The organism is Methanobrevibacter sp., from assembly GCF_050872065.1.
GTDB lineage: Archaea > Methanobacteriota > Methanobacteria > Methanobacteriales > Methanobacteriaceae > Methanocatella.
Map to the genome: position 1 here is coordinate 23455 of NZ_JBNMGD010000006.1, position 18777 is coordinate 42231.

General features: G+C 32.9%; 30 protein-coding genes. 2 read left to right on the plus strand and 28 right to left on the minus strand.

Annotated features, from left to right (window positions below; all coding sequences use genetic code 11):
- Positions 1-15: 15 nt before the first annotated feature.
- The 26 genes from secY to ACR0P1_RS01755 form a co-directional block, all read right to left on the minus strand.
- A complete protein-coding gene (secY, locus tag ACR0P1_RS01630) occupies positions 16-1377 on the minus strand; it encodes a preprotein translocase subunit SecY (RefSeq protein WP_432644662.1) in 1362 nt (453 codons plus the stop codon).
- Between the two features lie 33 nt (positions 1378-1410).
- Positions 1411-1848, minus strand: coding sequence for an uL15m family ribosomal protein (locus tag ACR0P1_RS01635; RefSeq protein WP_432644663.1), 438 nt, complete (start codon positions 1846-1848; stop codon positions 1411-1413).
- Positions 1849-1863: 15 nt separating this feature from the next.
- Entirely contained in the window at positions 1864-2322 is a 459-nt protein-coding gene (locus ACR0P1_RS01640) for a 50S ribosomal protein L30 (protein WP_432644664.1), read from the minus strand.
- Positions 2323-2333: 11 nt separating this feature from the next.
- The gene (gene rpsE, locus ACR0P1_RS01645) at positions 2334-2975 is read right to left on the minus strand and encodes a 30S ribosomal protein S5 (RefSeq protein ID WP_432644665.1); all 642 of its coding nucleotides are present in this window, start codon (positions 2973-2975) and stop codon (positions 2334-2336) included.
- 2 nt (positions 2976-2977) lie between these two features.
- Positions 2978-3559, minus strand: coding sequence for a 50S ribosomal protein L18 (locus tag ACR0P1_RS01650; protein WP_432644666.1), 582 nt, complete (start codon positions 3557-3559; stop codon positions 2978-2980).
- A 2-nt stretch (positions 3560-3561) separates the two neighbouring features.
- Entirely contained in the window at positions 3562-4017 is a 456-nt protein-coding gene (locus ACR0P1_RS01655) for a 50S ribosomal protein L19e (RefSeq protein WP_432644667.1), read from the minus strand.
- Positions 4018-4143: 126 nt separating this feature from the next.
- Positions 4144-4473 carry a 50S ribosomal protein L32e gene (locus ACR0P1_RS01660; protein ID WP_432644668.1) on the minus strand — a complete coding sequence of 110 codons (330 nt, stop codon included), beginning with the start codon at positions 4471-4473 and terminating at the stop codon, positions 4144-4146.
- A 14-nt stretch (positions 4474-4487) separates the two neighbouring features.
- On the minus strand, positions 4488-5024 hold the full coding sequence (locus tag ACR0P1_RS01665) for a 50S ribosomal protein L6 (RefSeq protein WP_432644669.1): 537 nt from the start codon (positions 5022-5024) through the stop codon (positions 4488-4490).
- An 8-nt stretch (positions 5025-5032) separates the two neighbouring features.
- Positions 5033-5425: a 30S ribosomal protein S8 gene (locus ACR0P1_RS01670; protein WP_432644670.1), complete on the minus strand. Its 393-nt coding sequence runs from the start codon at positions 5423-5425 to the stop codon at positions 5033-5035.
- Positions 5426-5436: 11 nt separating this feature from the next.
- Entirely contained in the window at positions 5437-5580 is a 144-nt protein-coding gene (locus ACR0P1_RS01675; RefSeq protein ID WP_069574686.1) for a 30S ribosomal protein S14, read from the minus strand.
- Between the two features lie 9 nt (positions 5581-5589).
- The gene (locus ACR0P1_RS01680; protein ID WP_432644671.1) at positions 5590-6102 is read right to left on the minus strand and encodes a 50S ribosomal protein L5; all 513 of its coding nucleotides are present in this window, start codon (positions 6100-6102) and stop codon (positions 5590-5592) included.
- Entirely contained in the window at positions 6099-6827 is a 729-nt protein-coding gene (locus ACR0P1_RS01685) for a 30S ribosomal protein S4e (protein WP_432644672.1), read from the minus strand. The genes ACR0P1_RS01680 and ACR0P1_RS01685 overlap by 4 nt, the downstream gene beginning before the upstream one ends.
- Before the next feature lies 1 nt (position 6828).
- The gene (gene rplX, locus ACR0P1_RS01690; RefSeq protein WP_432644673.1) at positions 6829-7179 is read right to left on the minus strand and encodes a 50S ribosomal protein L24; all 351 of its coding nucleotides are present in this window, start codon (positions 7177-7179) and stop codon (positions 6829-6831) included.
- Positions 7180-7187: 8 nt separating this feature from the next.
- Entirely contained in the window at positions 7188-7586 is a 399-nt protein-coding gene (locus tag ACR0P1_RS01695; RefSeq protein ID WP_432644674.1) for a 50S ribosomal protein L14, read from the minus strand.
- 5 nt (positions 7587-7591) lie between these two features.
- Positions 7592-7909 carry a 30S ribosomal protein S17 gene (locus tag ACR0P1_RS01700; protein ID WP_432644675.1) on the minus strand — a complete coding sequence of 106 codons (318 nt, stop codon included), beginning with the start codon at positions 7907-7909 and terminating at the stop codon, positions 7592-7594.
- Positions 7910-7920: 11 nt separating this feature from the next.
- On the minus strand, positions 7921-8199 hold the full coding sequence (gene rnp1 / locus ACR0P1_RS01705) for a ribonuclease P protein component 1 (protein ID WP_432644676.1): 279 nt from the start codon (positions 8197-8199) through the stop codon (positions 7921-7923).
- Between the two features lie 82 nt (positions 8200-8281).
- Complete coding sequence (gene yciH / locus ACR0P1_RS01710) at positions 8282-8620, minus strand: stress response translation initiation inhibitor YciH (RefSeq protein ID WP_069574692.1); 339 nt, start codon at positions 8618-8620, stop codon at positions 8282-8284.
- Positions 8621-8827, minus strand: a complete 207-nt coding sequence (rpmC, locus tag ACR0P1_RS01715; protein ID WP_432644677.1) for a 50S ribosomal protein L29 — start codon at positions 8825-8827, stop codon at positions 8621-8623.
- Between the two features lie 34 nt (positions 8828-8861).
- Complete coding sequence (locus ACR0P1_RS01720; protein WP_432644678.1) at positions 8862-9617, minus strand: 30S ribosomal protein S3; 756 nt, start codon at positions 9615-9617, stop codon at positions 8862-8864.
- Positions 9617-10081 (minus strand): 50S ribosomal protein L22, encoded by a 465-nt coding sequence (locus tag ACR0P1_RS01725; protein WP_432644679.1) that lies wholly within the window; start codon positions 10079-10081, stop codon positions 9617-9619. Before ACR0P1_RS01725 ends, ACR0P1_RS01720 begins: the two co-directional genes overlap by 1 nt.
- A 12-nt stretch (positions 10082-10093) precedes the next feature.
- On the minus strand, positions 10094-10504 hold the full coding sequence (gene rpsS, locus ACR0P1_RS01730) for a 30S ribosomal protein S19 (protein WP_432644680.1): 411 nt from the start codon (positions 10502-10504) through the stop codon (positions 10094-10096).
- 15 nt (positions 10505-10519) lie between these two features.
- Positions 10520-11245, minus strand: coding sequence for a 50S ribosomal protein L2 (locus ACR0P1_RS01735; RefSeq protein WP_432644681.1), 726 nt, complete (start codon positions 11243-11245; stop codon positions 10520-10522).
- A gap of 12 nt (positions 11246-11257) precedes the next feature.
- Positions 11258-11518 carry a 50S ribosomal protein L23 gene (locus tag ACR0P1_RS01740; protein ID WP_432644682.1) on the minus strand — a complete coding sequence of 87 codons (261 nt, stop codon included), beginning with the start codon at positions 11516-11518 and terminating at the stop codon, positions 11258-11260.
- A 21-nt stretch (positions 11519-11539) separates the two neighbouring features.
- Positions 11540-12304 carry a 50S ribosomal protein L4 gene (rpl4p, locus tag ACR0P1_RS01745; RefSeq protein ID WP_432644683.1) on the minus strand — a complete coding sequence of 255 codons (765 nt, stop codon included), beginning with the start codon at positions 12302-12304 and terminating at the stop codon, positions 11540-11542.
- A 2-nt stretch (positions 12305-12306) separates the two neighbouring features.
- Positions 12307-13317, minus strand: coding sequence for a 50S ribosomal protein L3 (rpl3p, locus tag ACR0P1_RS01750; RefSeq protein WP_432644684.1), 1011 nt, complete (start codon positions 13315-13317; stop codon positions 12307-12309).
- A gap of 338 nt (positions 13318-13655) precedes the next feature.
- A complete protein-coding gene (locus ACR0P1_RS01755) occupies positions 13656-14483 on the minus strand; it encodes a putative RNA uridine N3 methyltransferase (RefSeq protein WP_432644685.1) in 828 nt (275 codons plus the stop codon).
- Positions 14484-14829: 346 nt separating this feature from the next.
- Between ACR0P1_RS01755 and ACR0P1_RS01760 the strand changes: the two genes are divergently transcribed.
- The gene (locus tag ACR0P1_RS01760) at positions 14830-16317 is read left to right on the plus strand and encodes an acetyl-CoA carboxylase biotin carboxylase subunit (RefSeq protein WP_432644686.1); all 1488 of its coding nucleotides are present in this window, start codon (positions 14830-14832) and stop codon (positions 16315-16317) included.
- Between the two features lie 15 nt (positions 16318-16332).
- On the plus strand, positions 16333-17250 hold the full coding sequence (locus tag ACR0P1_RS01765) for a biotin--[acetyl-CoA-carboxylase] ligase (protein ID WP_432644687.1): 918 nt from the start codon (positions 16333-16335) through the stop codon (positions 17248-17250).
- Here ACR0P1_RS01765 and ACR0P1_RS01770 read toward each other — a convergent pair.
- Together ACR0P1_RS01770 and ACR0P1_RS01775 are read right to left on the minus strand one after the other, a co-directional pair.
- Positions 17240-18394 (minus strand): TIGR03576 family pyridoxal phosphate-dependent enzyme, encoded by a 1155-nt coding sequence (locus ACR0P1_RS01770; RefSeq protein WP_432644688.1) that lies wholly within the window; start codon positions 18392-18394, stop codon positions 17240-17242. The genes ACR0P1_RS01765 and ACR0P1_RS01770 overlap by 11 nt on opposite strands.
- The coding region (locus ACR0P1_RS01775; protein WP_432644689.1) for a hypothetical protein at positions 18395-18777 on the minus strand (383 nt) is incomplete at its 5' end. It lies immediately after the preceding gene.

Below are 18777 nucleotides of genomic sequence, written 5' to 3' on the forward strand. Positions count from 1 at the left end.
AAAAAAGGAGAAAGATTAATCTCCTCCTAAAACTTTCCTAAGAACAGGATTTGTAGACATGAGTTGCTCTTGAGCCATTTCCTCATAAAGTTTATGAAGAATACCTACAGTAAGCAAAACACCAGTACCTCCACCTAAAGCACCAGTTAAATCCGCAAGGAAAGCAATGAGTCCCACATAAATACCACTAATAATAGTGAGTGCAGGAATATATTTTTTCAAAATTTTATATAATTGACGTTTACTACTTCTAAATCCTGGTATTTGAATACCTGATTTATATAGTTGCTCAGAAATCTTTTTAGCATTTAATCCACTGATTTCTACCCATAAGTATGAGAATAAAATACAACAAGCTATGAAGAATACTGCATATATAAGAACATGAATTGGTTCTGTAATAAACATGGATAAATTAGGTGTAGATAACAACCAAGCAATACCATCAACAGCTTTACCATTTTCAAGATGTCCTAATAGTGGAATGCCCATTTTTTGGAAAATGTTTGCAAATAAAGTAACATTCACAAGTAATGCACTTGTTAAAATTACAGGCATGTTACTTGAGTAAACAAATTTCAATGGATATTTACCAACAGATCCTCTAATCCTACCGTGACCTTTAACTTGACCATGGGAAATAGGAATTTCTACTTTCATTGCCTCACCATATAAAACAACTATAAACACAATGATAGTTGCAAATAATGGAACTAGAATAGATAGGTCCACAGTACCACCAGCAACAAGTTGGATAAATTTAGGAATAATACCTGCGAATAGTCCATCTGCACCACTTAAGAAACTGAAAGTACCTACAATAATAGCTTGACATACACCAGCAGCAATGAACAAACCAATACCACTACCAAATCCCCATTTTGAAACAACTTCATCAAGATAAATAATTACTAATGCCCCAACAACAAGTTGAGCAATTAATATTAAAGTATACGAACCATCAATTGGTAATAAGTTACCAGTTAATACTAAAACAGATGCTTCAAAAATTGTAAAAACAATAGAAAGAATTTTTTGAGTAGCTTGAAAATGAGATTTGTCCTTATGAGAAGATAAATCCAAATCCAATATATTCGAACCAACTAATAATTGTAAAACAATAGATGCAGTAACAATCGGCCCAATACCTAAAGTAAGAATAGAACCGAAACTTCCTGCCATAACTGCTCTTAACTGAGCAAAAGAATCAATAGCTCCAGGAGCTAATCCATATAACGGAATTTCAGTCAATATAAAATATAAAACTAAAACAAGAGCGGTCCATTTAAGTTTTTCATTAAAATCTTCTCTGTGAACAGGAGATTTAACTTCAGGAATTATTCTAAAGACCGGCTCTAAAAATTCTAGTGATGACATTTTTTTCCTCTAATAATATAAAAGAGAAAAAAGCTATAATTCTATAGCTTCTCCTCCTAATTCTTCAATTTTTTCAACAGCTGATGCTGAAAATTGAGGAGCTGAAATTTTGAAAGTTTTGGTAATTTTACCTTTACCTAAAACTTTGTCGTAACCTAATTCAGTTACATCAATTACAATAGCGTCACCATCTTGAGATGCTTTGCCATTTGCAAGTAATTTATCAGCTTGTTCTTCTAAATAATTTAAATTAACAGCATTAATTTTATTAATCATTTTTTGAGGTCTTTTGAAACCGTATTTACCAAAGTGTTTAGGATCGTGAATTACAGTCCAGGTCCAATGTTGTTTACCCATACCTGCTTTTCCTTTTCCACCTTTATTACCTGCACCTCTACGTTTTTTAGTACAGCCTCCACCGTTGGATCTAGAACCTCTTTGTTTGTTAATTTTACGTTTTGTTCTAATCATAAATATACACCCGGTTTAAAGCATTTTCTTTGCGAGTTCTTTAATATTTTCTCCCCTGTAACCTAAGGATCCACCTTCTTTTACAGATAAACGAATATCTTCATATCCTTTTCTAGGAGGGTGTAAACGGAATACAGGTTTAATTCCAACATCAGCTAATTTAACTTTAGACTCAATTACTGCTTGAGCTAAATCAGCGATGTCTTTGTAATCAGTATTTTCAGCAACGTATTCATCAGTAACTTTTACATTACCTGGGAGTCTTCCTCTTTTAGCGATGATAGCAGATAAAGTTTCTGCATCAATTTCACCCCAAGTGATGTAATCCTTAGCTTTTTGAAGCATACCTTCAAAACTAGGATTTTCTTCGACGAGTACTGCATGGCTGATTCTGTTAAGTCTTAACATATCTAAGGTGTTAGCAATATTTTGAATAACACCAGTGGTTCCTCTAACTCTAATAACTAAAAACATATAATCACCATTTAGTAGTTAACGCCCATTTTTTTGAGGTCTTCTTGACTTGCTTTTACATTACTTAACTCTTTTAAAGCAGCAAATACTGCATTAGCAAAGTTTACAGTAGTTTGAGTTTGTCCGAAAGATTGAGACCATACATCGTGAATACCAGCAAGTTTTAGGATAGTTTTACCAACATCACCAATTACTAAACCTACTCCTGCAGGTGCAGGGATTAAGTTTACACTTACACTACTGGTTTTACCTTGTACTTTGAATGGTACTGTGTGTTCTCTTCCACATACACAACCCCAATCTCCACAACCTCTTCTTATTTTAATAAGATTGTATTTAGCATTGTCTACAGCTTTTCTAATAGCAGGACCAACCTCCTTAGCTTTACCTTGGCCTAATCCTACATAACCATTTTTGTTACCTACAGCAACAATTACTCTGAAATTAACTTTTCTACCAGATTTGTGCATCCTTTGAACTAAGTTAACATCCATTACTTCTTCTTCTAAATCCGGAATTAAGGCATCGACTATTTCTAATTCCATAATTGGAAGACCTTTTTCAAAGATTTCATCGATATCAGTAATGGTTCCATCTTTAACTAATTTACCCAATTTAGTTTTAGGTTCCCATTCATCAATATTAAAACTCATAGTTATTCCTCTGCCTCATCAATATTCTTAATAGTTTCTTCAAAGTTTGCAGGTAAATCTTTAGGATCAAGACCTCTTTCAAAATACTTTGAGAATTTTTTAGCAACTTCTTCAGACTCTAAAGATTCAGCATATGCAGCAATGTGTCCTCCGTTAATACGATCATCTTCTGGGAAAATGAAATCACCGTGAGGAACTTCTAAACCTGCATCGATAGCACCTTTGAGAGCTGCAAAGACTTTTGATCCTTTAATTGGAGATTTTAAACCAATGTCTAAAATTGCGTTTTCAATACCTTTAGCTAAAGCTCTTTTAGCACAAAGGTAAGCAGTTAAGTAAAATGAAGTAAGGTTACCAGTATGTCCTAAATAACCATATTTAGCTAATTGTTTACTTACAGCTGAAGCAACAGTTAAATCTCCTTCAGGAGCATAATTAATAACTTGAACAGTAGCATGAGCATTAGAAACTCTAACAACTAAACGAGGTTTGTCATAATTGACTAATTTCATCCTTACTGCATAATCAGTTTTACCTTCTCTTCTTCTTCTGAAAGCTACTTTATAATTAGTTCCTTGTGCCATGTTTACTCATCTCCTTTAATTAAATCATGGTCACGGGCATAGTTTCTCATGTAAGATTTACTTCTGAATGCGCCACCCTTAGCCATTTTATATAATTTACGGTAGGTAGTAACATCAATTATTTCATCTTCACGCATTTCTTTAAGATCTTTTCTTAAAGCCCTGATAGTAGTCATCCAAGCTTGTTTTTTAGGAGTACGAGCTTTTTTAGCTCCTTTAATACTACCTCTACCTTTTCTTTTTCCTTTTGCTTTTTGTTCTTTAATTTTTTTAGATCTGTAGCTACTAATACCTTTTTGAGGTTTTGCTTTAATAGCACCATCATTAATTAACTGCTTTACTCCTTCCCTAGTAATTGCCATAGATACTTCTTCTAATCTTTCTGGATCAATCCAAACACGATTAAGACCTACTTTGAGTATACTAGCAGCTAATCTTTTTTGAGTTGTAAGATTCATATATATAATCCTCCATACAGCATAGCTGTTAAATTTAGATATAATCTAAATTCCCTTATTTTAATTTAATTTAATAACCATGTCAATTCATAAAAAACCCGGAATTGACTGGTTTATAATTATGATTTATTTATTTAAAACTTTAATACCAAGTTCTAATGCTTTTGCAAGCATTACATCTTTTTTCCTTTTCCCGATAGAAGCACTTATTCTTGCAGCTTCAGTAGCTGGATCTAAGTCTTCTAATTCTTGCATATTGTGAACAAGAACATCTTTGAATCCTGAAGGGTGTAAATCCCTAATAGCTCTAGGGGTTCTGTAACCAATTGCTGGCATGTCAGGTTTACCAGCTTCATATCTTCTCATTTTACTGGTTTTACCTCTAGGGCGTCTCCATTTGATTCCAAGTTTTTTATAACGAGCATATTCTTGTCTTTTAAATCTTTTATTAGCCATTTAAATCACCAAATTTATTCTTTGCTAATTAAGTATATTCCATCTTGGAATACTCTAGGATCTCTTCCTTTAATTTTAGTTGCTTGTTCTAAGTTAGCCATAGTTTGACCAACATGTTCCTTATTAATACCAGTAATTGTTACCTCATCACCTTTAACTGATACTTTAGCAGAACCTACAATTTTAGCAGTTCTTGGGTGTCTTTCCCCGAGGAAGTTGTCAATTACAACAGTATCTTTTTGAACTTTTACAGTCATTGGAAAGTGAGCGAATACAATTTTCATATGGTAAGTAAAACCATCAGTTACACCAACAATCATATTGTTAATGTGTGCTCTTGTAGTTCCAATCATTGCTTTATCTTTCTTTTTAGGAAATGCTGTTTCTAAAATAACAACATCTTCTTCTTCCTTAATACTTACATTAGGATAAGTAAATTTTCTGGAGTCTTCTCCATTAGGTCCTTTTACAGAGACCTCATTATTATCAATTATAACTTCAACGCCTTCAGGGATTTCAATTTCTTCCCTTATAGCTGCAGCTACTACCATTTTATCACCTAATACATGTAAGCCAACAAACGTCCGCCAATTCCTCTTTCTTTAGCCTCAGTGTGAGTCATAATTCCTTGAGGAGTAGTGACGATTAAAATACCAAAGTTTTTTGCTGGCAAATATCTTTTCTCAAATTTTTCAAATTCATCTTTTTTAACAGCATGACGAGGTTTGATAACACCACATTTGTTAATGTTACCGATTAATTCAACATTGAATTTACCTGCCCTATTGTCATCAACATATTCAAAATTACCAATATAATTCTCTTTTTGCATTGTGCTTAAAACTTGTCCAATTAATTTGGAAGCAGGAGAAATAACACAAGAATCATTTACTTGTAATTCATTATTTCTAATATTAGTTAAAGCATCAGCAAGAGGATCCATAAGACTCATAGTAATTACCTCTAATTATATTTTTTAAATCCAATTTTAGGAGCAATTTCCCTAAAACATTGTCTGCATAAGTTTAATCCATATCTACTAATCATAGCAGAGTGGTCTCCACAACGACTACATTTTTTAGCAGCTTTTCCGTATTTTCTTGGCAAAATATCACCTTATTCAGTTACGTAATTAACTTTAAAGTTTTCTTCCATAAATTTCATAGTTTCTTCTTTAGAAATTCTATGTTTTTGAGGAACTTTCTTTTGTTGGATTTTTCTTTTAGATATTCTATAACCTGGTTTTTCAAAGGTGACAGAAACATTCATACCGAAAATACCAATATCTGGATTATATCTCATACCAGGGATATCAATATGTTCTTTAATACCAAAAGAAAGGTTTCCTTGTGCATCAAATTGAGTAGGTTTAATATTCCTACTAATACCTTCTAAAACCATGTTAATAGCTTTTTCTGCTTTTTCCCCACGTAAAGTTAATTTACATGCGATAGGTTGTTTTTTCCTAATTCCCCATTCTGGGTTAGTAACTTTGGAAAAAGTTTTAACTGGAGTTTGATCGAACATACTTTCTAAAAGAGTAATAGCACGAGATAATTTTTCACCTGCTTCACCAACACCGATACTAACAGTAGCTTTTTCGATACGTACTTCATTCATTGGGTTCATTTATTAACCTCCAATAAATCGATTACTGGTGCATCACTACCAACTACAAATGCATATTCTTTTAAAGTTAAGAATTCATCTTTAGCACTATTTTCAATAATAATAGTGTTAGGATTAGTAGATTTATTTTCAATAATTTCAGATACAGTACCTAATTCACCAGTGTGTTTACCACCAGTAACAAGGATAGTAGCTCCTTCTTCTAATGGATATACATCAACAATTTCTTGTTCAGGTACTTTTAAACAAATTACATCTCCAACAGAGTAAGCATCTTCTTCAATGATGACATTTTTACCATCATGAAGATTTAATTGAGTTTTTCCACCTTTGATAGTGGTTTTATTAACAATTTTGGATAATTTAGCACTTGCGTCTTCGATTAATTTTAATTGTAATCTTCCTTTTCTATCTAAAAGAACTCTATAAGATTCCTCAGTTTTTGGAATGTCAATAACATCCATAAATCCTACTGGGAATTTATAATCTTTAACAACAATTCCATTAATTAAGATATTACCAGAGTTGATAATTCTTTTTGCTTCTCTAGCGTTATCAGCTAATTTTAAAACATCTCTAATAACTAAAGTTAATGGAATAGATTTGCTAATGGAATGAGAACCTGCGGAAGGTTTTACAGTCCAAGTATCTTCTTTAGGATGAATAGGCCAAGATTTAGGTGCTTTATATCTTTTAAGATGTTTTCTAGATCCCATTTTAGCCATATTAATTATCTCCTTTATTTTTAATTCTTCTATCGTCTTTTAAATCTGCTTCAATAATTACTAAGTTAGATGGATCAACTGGAAGGAAAGTAGCAGTTCCATCAGGTTTAGATAAAGTAACTTCATCAATAGTAACTTTGTAAGAATCGTAATCTACAGTGAGAACTTCCCCTTCATGTCCTTTGAAATCTCCACGGACAACTCTAACTTTGTCTCCTGTTTTAACTGGTAAAGATCTTTTACCTACTTTTTCCCTTAAATCTTTACTTACAGAAGCACTTAAGTATTTACTACGTGAGTGAGCAGGAGCAGTATAACGAGCTTTTCTTTGTTTTCTTGGTTGAATTGACATTTTTTCACCTATACTAAAATATTAGCCGCACTACCTACACTAGGCCATCTGTCAGCTGCTTCTTTAGCAACAGGACCTCTGATTTCAGATCCTTTTAAAATTCCTTCTGGAGTAATAATAACAGCAGCATTATCTTCAAATTTAACACGAAGACCATCAGCACGTCTATATTCCTTTTTTTGTCTAACTACAACTGCGTTGACAACTTCTCTTCTCATGGCAGCAGTTCCTTTTTTAACAGAAGCAACAACTAAGTCTCCAACACCAGCAACGTCGAGTCTTCTTCTTACACCTTTAAATCCTTTTACGGAAATAATTTCGATTTCACGAGCACCAGTATTGTCAACACATTGAAGGGTTGCTCCAATTGGTAATGCTTTAGTTACACTTGAGGTTAATGGTTTCATAATATTTACTCTCCTTTAACTTCAACTAAAACAAAATGTTTAGTTTTACTTAATGGTCTACATTCTGCAATTTTTACAGAATCACCAACATTCACATTTAAGCAATCTGGTTTGTGAACATTGATTTTAGATTTCCTTTTTTCATATCTTTCATATTTTTTAATGAATTTATAGTAACTACGTTCAACAGTAATAGTCCTTTCTGCTTTGTTACTTACAACAATTCCTTCAAGAACTTGACCTCTTACAGATAAAGTTCCGTGGAAAGGGCAGTTAGGATCATCACATGTAGTTTCTGGTTCTTGAACGTTAAGCCCAACCATATTATCACCATTTATATTTTTTTAAATCTTTTTTTTATTCTATCTTCAGGACGAATGGACAAAATATTACCATCAACTTCAACTTTTTCCCCGTTCGGAAGTTCGAACACGAAAAATGTTCCTTTTTTAGGAATCATTTTTTCGCTGTTGTCCTCTTCTTCAATATTAATGGTATTTTTTGTCTCATCAATAACTGTTCCTTTTAAATTAAGAGAGGGATTATTAGGATTCATAGCATGAACTTTTAATCCAATGAATTCATGATGAACTAAATTCCTTGAAGTAATCATAGAATCATCTCTTAATATAACATTTACAATAAATTATGCAGAATTACAATAATTTAATTGAAAAACATATCGAATAGATGAATTATCTCCTTTTCTTATTATTTTTTTTAGATTCACGAATTTCAATAGTATCAGATGAGAAACCCATGTCAGATAAAACTTTTTTAACTTTAACTTTGTGATCTCCTTGGAGTTCTATTTGACCGTTTTTAGCAGTTCCTCCACAAGCACATTTTGCTTTGAGGGTTTTTGTGAGTTCTCTTATATCAATATCGTGTTCATCTATACCTTCGATAATAGTCATGAGTTTCCCAAATCTTCTCCTAACAGTAAAAACTTTTAAAGATTGAACTTCACGTGCGATTTCTTCACAAACACAAAGTTCTTCAGGAAGCCCACATACATCACAAATTTTTGACATTTAATTCTCCTTTTGTTTTTCGTTCATTATTGTAAGAACACGAGCAATAGTTCTTTTTAATTCTCTAATTTTTCCAGGGTTTTCATTTACCCCAGCAGCTGCACTTTTAGAAACGTTTTTGGATAATTCAGCTCTGAGTTCAACTAATTTATCTTGAATCTCATCAACTTCCATGTCCCAAATTTCTTTACTTCTTAAAATTGCCATTGTTCCAACTCTTTAAAGATAATTAAATTGAAATTTAACTATCATCTTCCGCTACTTCCTCAGTAGATTCTTCTTCAACAACTTCTTCTAATTCGTCGAGATCTTCAACTTCTTCAATGATTTCTTCTTCAATAATCTCTTCAGTTTCAACATCAATTTCTTCTTCAATAACTTCATCATTATCTTCGATAATCATTGTAGGAGGAAGAATTTCAACTGAATCAGGTAATACAGTTTCAGGAGGCATAATTCTTACATAAATACCTAAAACACCAGGTTTTAATTGAGCAGTAGCAAAACCTTCTTCAACTAATCTGATGGAAGGTTCACCACATTTTTTAATGTATCCTTCAACGAATTTAGCTACAGCAGATCTAGAACCTCTGATTTTACCAGAAATAGTTACTTCTACACCTTGAGCTCCTGCACCCATAATTCTACGGATAGTTGAGTAAGCAACTCTTCTGAAGTGCATACCTCTTTCTAACATGTTAGCTATTTTATAAGCCATGATTTTAGGGTTAAGTTCAGGAACTTCAACTTCTTTAACTTCAATTTGAGGATTATCTAATCCGAATTCGGATTTGAGAGTGTTGGTAATAGCCCTTACATTTTTACCTCCTCTACCAATAACCATACCTGGTCTTTCTGCGTAAACAACAACCATGGTTCCTAAAGGGGTAATTTGAACATCCATACCTCCGTATCCTGCTCTTTCAAGTTCTTTTTCTAAGTATTCATCAATTCTAGTTCTTCTAAGGCCCTCTGTGACAAAATCTTTTTCTATCATTAGTTAGCCTCCTGTAATACAATTTGAATATGGGTAGTAGGTGTATTGAATGGAGTCATTCTACCAAATGCTCTTGGGATATATCCCGGAATTACAACACCTTTGTGACTAGAGATATGTTCAATGACTAATTTTTCAGTGTCCATACCTTTGTACTCTGCATTAGCTTCTGCATTTTCTAAAACTTTTAAAATTTGCTCAGCTGCTTTTACAGGGTATCTACCGGAAGCCCATCCTTCGAGTCCTTTTCTGTGACCAACTTTTTTGTTGTGTCTTTTGAAAGGAACTGCTTTTTTCATTTCAATAACATCTTCCAAGTAACTTTTAGCTTTAGCTACTTCCATTCCTCTGATTGCGCTGCAAATCTCAACACTGTGTTTTGGAGAAATCTTAAGAGATTTTGCCATAGCACGTGCAGTTTTTGCTTCATCAACTTCTTCATTATAAGCATATTTGTTAGCCATGTTCTAATCTCCTTATTTAAGTGGTACAAACATGGATGATCTGGTAGCACCCATACCTGGGTCTCCGTGTTGAACTCTTTTCCTTGTTGGTGCGTATTCACCAAAGTAATGACCAATCATTTCTGGTTCAATAGTGACTTCAACGAAATTTTGACCATCATAAATACCGAAAGTGGTTCCGACCATTTCAGGTATAACAATCATGTCTCTACAATGGGTCCTAATAACAACAGGACGGCCATCTTTACTTTCTTCTTTATTTAATTTTCTCATTTTATCCAAAACAATTTGTTGTCTTGGTAAGAATCCTCTTTTTAAAGATCTTCTTTGTCTTGCAGGGAATAATTCCATTACTTCTTCTAAAGACATTTGTTGAAGTTCTTCAAGAGTATAACCTTTATATTTGAATATTTTTCTTGCCAATGAAACACCCTCTATCTATCTTTTTAAACCTGTTCTCTTAGCTGCAATTGAACCAACTTTTCTTCCTGGTGGTGCATGTCTTGAAACAGTGGTTGGACGACCAGGATGTTGTCTGTTACCTCCTCCGTGAGGGTGGTCAACAGCGTTCATTGCTACACCTCTAACAGTCATGAATTTCTTACCTTTAGCTTTATAAGCATGCCATTTTTTACCAGCTTTAAGGAATGGTTTATCTTTTCTACCTCCACCAGCAACTACACCAATACTTGCACGGCAGTTAGGATCTAAGTATTTTAATTCACCAGATGGTAATTCAACAACAGCTTGATTTGCATCATGAGTAACTACTGAAGCATAAGTTCCAGAAGATCTTACAAAACGTCCACCGTCACCAGGGGTGTTTTCAATATCATAAATTGGAGTACCTTCAGGAATTTCAGCAAGTGGTAAGGTATTACCGAATTTAATAGGAGCAGAAATACCACATTCAATTTCATCATTGATTTGGATACTTTCAGGTGCTAAGATATATTTCTTTTCACCATTTTCGAATTTTACTTCTGCGATAGGAGCGGTTCTTGCTGGATCGTGTAAAATATCAATAACTTTACCTTTAATACTGCCTTCTTTTTCTAATGCATCGTAAGATCGGTATCTAATTTTATCTTTGAAACGATGAGAAGCAACACGGTGAGCAGGAGTTCCTCTTCCTCTTCTTTGATGTATTAATCGTTTTCCCATTCAAATTCCTCCTTAGAATACACCTATTCTGACAGCAAGTTCTTCTGCCATTTCTTCTTCAACAAGTTTAATGTATGCTACTTTTACACCACTAGTAGTAATATGAGTATTAACTCTAGCTACTTTTTCTTCGTATAATTCTTCAAAAGCTCTTTTAATTTGACCTTTATTAGATTCACGATTTACGACAAAAGTAATTTCATTATTTTGATCAATTAAGTTCATGGTTTTTTCAGTAACATGAGGTTTAATAATAACTGAGTAAGCATTCATAATAATCACCTATTTCCAAAATTATTGGAATAAACCTCCTAATTTTTCAACTGCTGATTTAGTGTAAATAGTAAGTCTTCCTGCATGGGTACCTGGTGCTAATAATTCAGCATTTAAGTTTTCAGCAACAACCACATCGACACCAGCGTGGTTTCTTGCTCCTAAATGAATGCCTTTATCTTCACCAACAACTACGAGAGGTCCTTTTACTTTTTTGTATTTTCTTCCTCTAGTTTTACCTCTACCCGCTCTGATTCTTTTTCCTTCTTTAGCACGTACAACATCGTCGTAAACACCTAAGTTTTGGAAAATTTCACGAGTTTGTTTAGTAGTTTTTACAGCTTCGATTTCATCTTCAACAATAATAGGAACTTGTTCTAAATCTGCAACTTTGTGACCTCTGTTTTCAACAATTTCTTTATTAGTAGTTGCTGCAACAGCAGATCTGATTGCGAGTCTTCTTTCTTTTATGTTGATTTTTTCATGATGATTTTTCTCAGCTCTAGTAGGATGTGCTTTTCTACCACCAATTGCCATTGGTACAAATGCTGCTTTAGAACCATTTTTAATCCTAGGTACTCTAGCAGTTCCTCTACCGGAACCCCATCCTTTAGCAGAAGTTCTTTTACCTGCCATTGGATCGTTACCCCATGGTTGTACTCTTGCAGATTGTGCGGAAAGTACTGCTCTTTTGATTAAATCTGGTCTGTATACTTCATCAAAAATAGCTGGAAGTTCAATTTCTTCTTTAACTTCCCCATTAATAGAATAAACATTAACTTTCATGATTATACCCCTTGTTTAGATTTAGTACTAATATAATTAATTTGAGGGATATCCTCAGCTTTATTATTAGGTCTAATAGGTTGTCTTAAAATCACTAATCTTTTAGAAGGTCCTGGGAGAGATCCTTTAACTAAAACGTAATCGTTTTTAACAAGACCGTATTTTATAAATCCACCGTCAGGATTGATTTGATCAACTTCATCTGCTGATGCGATTTTTAAAATCCTTTTGTTGAATTCAGTTCTTTTATGGTATCCCATTTGACCTGCTTGAGCTACAGTCCACATGGTTCTTCTAGGAGTCCAAGGTCCGATAGAACCTACGTGTCTACCTTTACCTGCTCTTACAGCTTTACCATATTGAATTCTAATTCCCCATCTTTTAACTACACCTTGGAATCCTTTTCCTTTGGTAGTTGCGATAGCATCAACAAATTCTCCTTCATTGAAGATTTCACTAGCTTTCACTTCATTACCTAATAATTCTAATGCAGTGTTTAATTTTTCTTCAGGATTGGATCCACCAATACCACATTCGAATATATCTGGTTTTTTCTTAGGTACGCTAGTTACTTTTGGATTTGTGTGTACTAATACCCTAATTTCTTCTGTGTTTTCTAATGCACCTTGTATTTTTGCAATAGCTTTAGATTTATCATACTCTTTAGGAAGAGAAATTTTCCTTGAAAGTTCTTTATCTAAATTGTCTGCAAGAACCTCGGTGATTACTTTCAATCCACGAGAAGTTTTTTCATAAGCTCTAATTCCCATTACTACGACTGGAGGTACTTCCAATACGGTTACTGGAGTGAAAACTTCCATACCATTAGTTGGAGAGTTTTTATCGGAATCAGTCATTAAGACGTGAGTCATACCGACTTTATAACCTGCGAGGCCGAGTAATTTTGGTTCATCAATTTGAGGCCAAGATTTTACTCTAGGGGTTTCTTTAGCTGCTCTTTTCCTTGGACTAAAAGCAACAGACCCTTTTCTTGGCTGGTGATGTCTTACCATTTAATTTAACCTCCTTATTAATATTTTTCCTTATTTTTTAAATTATTTTAATTTTTGTAGCCTAATAGTCATTTAATGACCATTTAATAAGCTTTGACAAGATCATAATATTATAATCCCATCGAGTTAATAAATAGCTGTAAGCAAGCCCACAACTAGATAAATATTAAATTCTAATATACTCTATTGAGTTAAATTCAATTGGAGCACAATAAAGAATATACTTAATGTATAAATAATTCTGTGCTAAGATTATTTTTAGAAAGTCCTAAAAACATCCATGTATAAAAAGTTGAGCAAGTTATTTATTAGAGTGTAAAACTAATAAATCACGAGAATTAAAATCTCATACAATTGAATAAAGAAAGTGTAGCGACAACAGCCTCTTCGCTTCTAACAGTTTCAGTTCCTTGTCCTGGAATAGTATTTAATTTAAATAAATCCCAATTTGGATTAGAAACATCATCTTGGATTGAAGAATATGGGCCACCAAATAAAATAGCAATACTTTTAGATTCATCCAATTTTGGTTTTAATTCATCAAAAATAGAATTAATATAATCTCCATATCTTGTAGTTTCAACAACAAGATTAGGTTTAATTAATTTTAAGCTATTTTTAAGACTCTTAGTAGAAGATATAACATTATATCCCCAGTAAATGTCATCTGGTTTATCAGGTGTGACTATTACTTCTTTCTTAGCAATTTTAGTAATCTTAAAGTCAAAAATTCTTTTAACAGAAAGTTGCTCTTTACAGAATGCAAGTTTCTCCATACCTATGTCCACATAAGTTCCTTTCTTATTTCTCTTAACAGTGAAACCTTGCCTATAATCGCCCACGTCTGGTTGATTATTAACAGGATGATGCGGAGTTCTAAGCGGTGGAAGAATACCAACATGCTTTAATTCAGATCTTATAGGAAATGCTTTTTTCCTCAAATATTGAGGAGTATTCATATAATTCAAAATTTCAGCAATAAATTCTCCATCCATTTCCCCATCTTCGTTCTTAACATTATCATCATTATAAATGACAACATTGTCTGCTTGAAAAATAGCTAAAGCTCTACCTAAAATACCTACTTTATAAGTACGAATTTTAAGATCTTTAGACTCAGAAAGAAATGAGTTTGGAATAAATACAGATAGCTCATCTTTATACATTACTATAATCTATATAAAATAAAGTATATAAAGATTTCCCTACATTTATATATTACTAATTAATTTTACACATTTACAAGATATTATATCAGTTATAATATCCGTAGCTTCTTTTTATGCTACCAACTTTTTTATACTCAGAGAATATATTAATATAAAATATGTACAAAGTAGTATATAAAGATATTGCTTTTTACATTAAAAATAGGAAAAACCACAACGGAATGAAATTTTTAAGCATGTTAAATCCCTAAAAAATTATTTTGATAAATCCATTACAAAGATTTAATATATTAAGTTTATTATATATTATAATTATTATAAAAAAATTACTTTGAGGTTTCAAATGTTTGAAAAAGTATTAGTTGCAAATAGAGGAGAAATTGCAATAAGAGTTATGCGAGCATGTCGTGAACTTGACATTAAAAGTGTATCCATATACTCCGATGCAGACAAAACTTCTCTTTATACAAATTATGCAGATGAAAGCTACCCATTAGGAAACCCTTCACCTGCAAAATCTTACTTGAATATTGAAAAAATTATAAACATTGCACTTGAATCTGGTGCTGATGCAATTCACCCAGGATACGGATTTTTAGCTGAAAATCCAAAATTCGGTGAAGAATGTGAGAAAAATGGAATCAAACTCATCGGACCAACTGGAGATGTAATTAATAAAATGGGAGATAAAATTACTTCCAAAGCTCTCATGAAAAAAGCAGGAGTTCCAGTGATTGAAGGTACACCTGAAGGTGTTAGCGATATTGAAGATGCTAAAGATATAGCTCGCCAAATTGGATATCCTGTAATTGTAAAAGCTTCCGCAGGTGGTGGGGGTATTGGTATGCGTGCAGTTTACGAAGAAGACGAACTTGTACGTGCAATCGAATCAACACAATCTGTTGCATCAACTAACTTTGGAGATTCAACAGTATTTATAGAAAAATACCTTGAAAAACCACGTCACATTGAATTCCAGCTTCTAGCAGACGAACACGGAAATGTAATCCACGTCGGTGATCGTGAATGTTCTATCCAAAGAAGACATCAAAAGCTTTTAGAAGAAGCACCATCCCCAATTATGACTGAAGAGTTAAGAGAAGAAATGGGAGGAAGTGCGGTTAAAGCTGCTGAATATATAAGATATACCAGTGCAGGTACTGTTGAATTCTTATATGACAATGGACAATATTACTTCCTTGAAATGAATACTCGTATTCAAGTAGAACACCCAATTACCGAGCTTGTTACTAATACCGACTTGATAAAACAACAAATTTTAATAGCTAACGGTGATGAATTAAGCTATAGTCAAGATGACATTAAAGTAACAGGACACGCTATCGAATGTCGTATTAATGCTGAAGATCCACTTAATGATTTTGCACCAAATCCAGGTAAAATCACAGGTTACAGATCCCCTGGAGGTCCGGGTGTACGTTTAGACAGTGGAGTTTACATGAATTATACAATTCCAACATTCTATGATTCAATGATTTCCAAGTTAATTACTTACGGACGTGACAGAAACGATGCAATCAACAGAATGAAAAGAGCATTAAGCGAATATATTATTTTAGGTATTAAAACAACAATACCATTCCATAAGGCAATATTGAGAAACCCTAACTTTATTTCCGGTGATTTAAACACTCACTTTATTGATACATATAAAAAAGGTATTGAAGCAGAAATGGAAAATGTTATCGCAGAAGACCTTGAGTATGTTAACAAACTAAAATCAACATTTATGCCTGGTAAAAAAATAGCTGCAATATCTGCAGCTGTAGGATCATATCAAAACATGGTAAAAAATCATATACAAAAATAAACTAGGGGTTTTTCAATGAAAGAAGAAATAATAAACTTATTAAAAAAGGAAGGTAAACTTTCCGATGAAACCATTGATGAAATACAACAAATCAATATCAATGATTTCACAAATATGGTTGAAGAAATTGGAAAAGAAAAAACAGAATACATTAACGCTGATGAAATTTCAAAAGATTTGAATACCAAATACATCGGAAAAAACTTATATGTATTCAAAGAAGTTCAATCAACCAATACTGTAGCTAAATTCCTATCAGCAAACGGCATTCCTGATGGTAGTGTCATAATCTCTGAGAGACAAACAGCTGCAAAAGGCAGATCTGGAAAATCATGGGAATCCCCACTAGGTGGTGTATGGTTATCAATAGTTCTAAATCCTAATGTTGACCATTCAAAACTTCCATTAATAACACTAGCTACCGGCGTTGCAGTTGCAAAAACTCTTGAAAAAGTTGGAATTAAAAATCCGGAAATCAAATGGCCAAACGACATAATGATTAACGGTAAAAAAATTTGCGGCATCTTAACTGAAGCCGTTGCAAAATTTAATACCATCGAACATATTATTCTCGGTGTCGGTATTGATGCAAACGTCGATATTGATAATTTCCCTGAACTCCTAAAAGATGGAAGTACAACAGTTGAAAGAGAACTAGGTGAAAAGATAAGTGAAAATTATTTAATTAAAACCTTCTTGGAAGAATTCGAAGGCATCAGAGATATCTTTGATGGCGAAGGATTTGAAGCAATACTCAAAGAATGGAGAAAACGTTCCTATTCTATTGGAAAAATTGTAGAAGTAAGAGAACCATTCAATAAATATTATGACGGATACGTAATAGGTATTAACAGAGAAGGAGCACTAATCGTTGAAAAAATCGACGGAACCTTAGAAAAAGTAATTTCTGGAGAATGTATAATCAAAAATTAAATACAATCTCCCTACATTTTTCTTCATTTGTAATTACTTCTTGTAATTTTTCAAATGAAGATTCTATTTTTTTATTTAAATCTTTTAAATCTAAATTAATTGCATCACTTGATGATAATTCAAATCTTATTGTAGCTGATGCACCAGGCATTGAAACTGGTGGAATTGTTATTATTCCATAATCTTTTAATAAAATAAACGAGAATACATATGCTAAATCATCATCTGATAAATTATGTGAAACAGTGACTTCATCTCCTAACCCTTCAGGAGAAATCATAACTCCAGTCGGGGATTTTTTAAAGTTAGCAAACCTTACTGATAATAAATCGTATAATTCATCTTTTTTTGTAAAACTTTTAATTAAATTTTCTTCTTTAAAATTTTTAATACCGTTTACCATTGCAAGAACTGCTGGTGGTTGAGCTTCTAGACCGAATTGATTAACTTTAATCTTAATTTCATCAATTAAATCTTCACGACCAGCCATTAATCCTCCCCTTGGACCTGGCATTAATTTATCGGTACTTGTAATTGCAATATCAGCACCTAAATCACATGCTTTTTCCTGGTCAAATACAACTGTCCTAAGTCTTGCACCAGAAGCATCATCCACCATAACAGGAATACTCTTTGCATGTGCCATTTCAATTACCTTTTTAAATTCATCTTCATCAATTACTTTATGATCCATAGTAGAACCAGTAACTACCACAAGTGATGTGTTTTCGGGTATATCAAACTCTTCAAAAACATCGGTTTCAGAGTAATCAGCACCAACCAATTCACAACTTCTTGGAATAGATGGGTGTGCCGGAAGTTCAGCAAGATAATGCACCACATTTGAATCCTTACTAACAAGAGACAATATTGTAGCAAGTATACCTGAAGAAGTCCTGTTTACAGCAAGGATTTTTTCTCCACCCATATGCTCCTTTCCAACCTCTTGAATAGCATCTTCAAATATTGCAGGACCAACATAAGTTTCCAAAAGACTTAACTCAGAAGATGATGCAATAAATCCACCTGCAAGACCAGTCAAATCAAATAAACAAGAACGTCCTTTTGTTTCAACAAAATTTTTGATGATGAAAAGAGCATTTTCTCTTTTCTTAACTTCATCTAAAGAATTATTAACTATCATCTAATCAGAGTCATCAATTTCTAATTTATAATCATCAAAGAATTCCAATATTGATTTTAATTTTTTCTCATCAATAGATATGGAAGTATACTCCTGAGTTTCAGGAATTTCATAATAATATTCAGCTAATAAAATCCTACCTTCAGGAGTAGTAATGAAAGTTATACCATCTGCAAGTTTATCAGGGTTCTTATTATGGAATTCTACATCAAAAGAAACACCTAATTTTTCTGAGAATTTTGCTTTTTCTTCACTTTCCCTGTTGCATTTTCTAATTTTTGTCATTCTTGATTTCAATTTTTTTTCTGCTAGTTCATTAATATCTGCCATGATAATACACCATAATTTTATAATCTCTAATTTTATTAAAATATAATATGAAA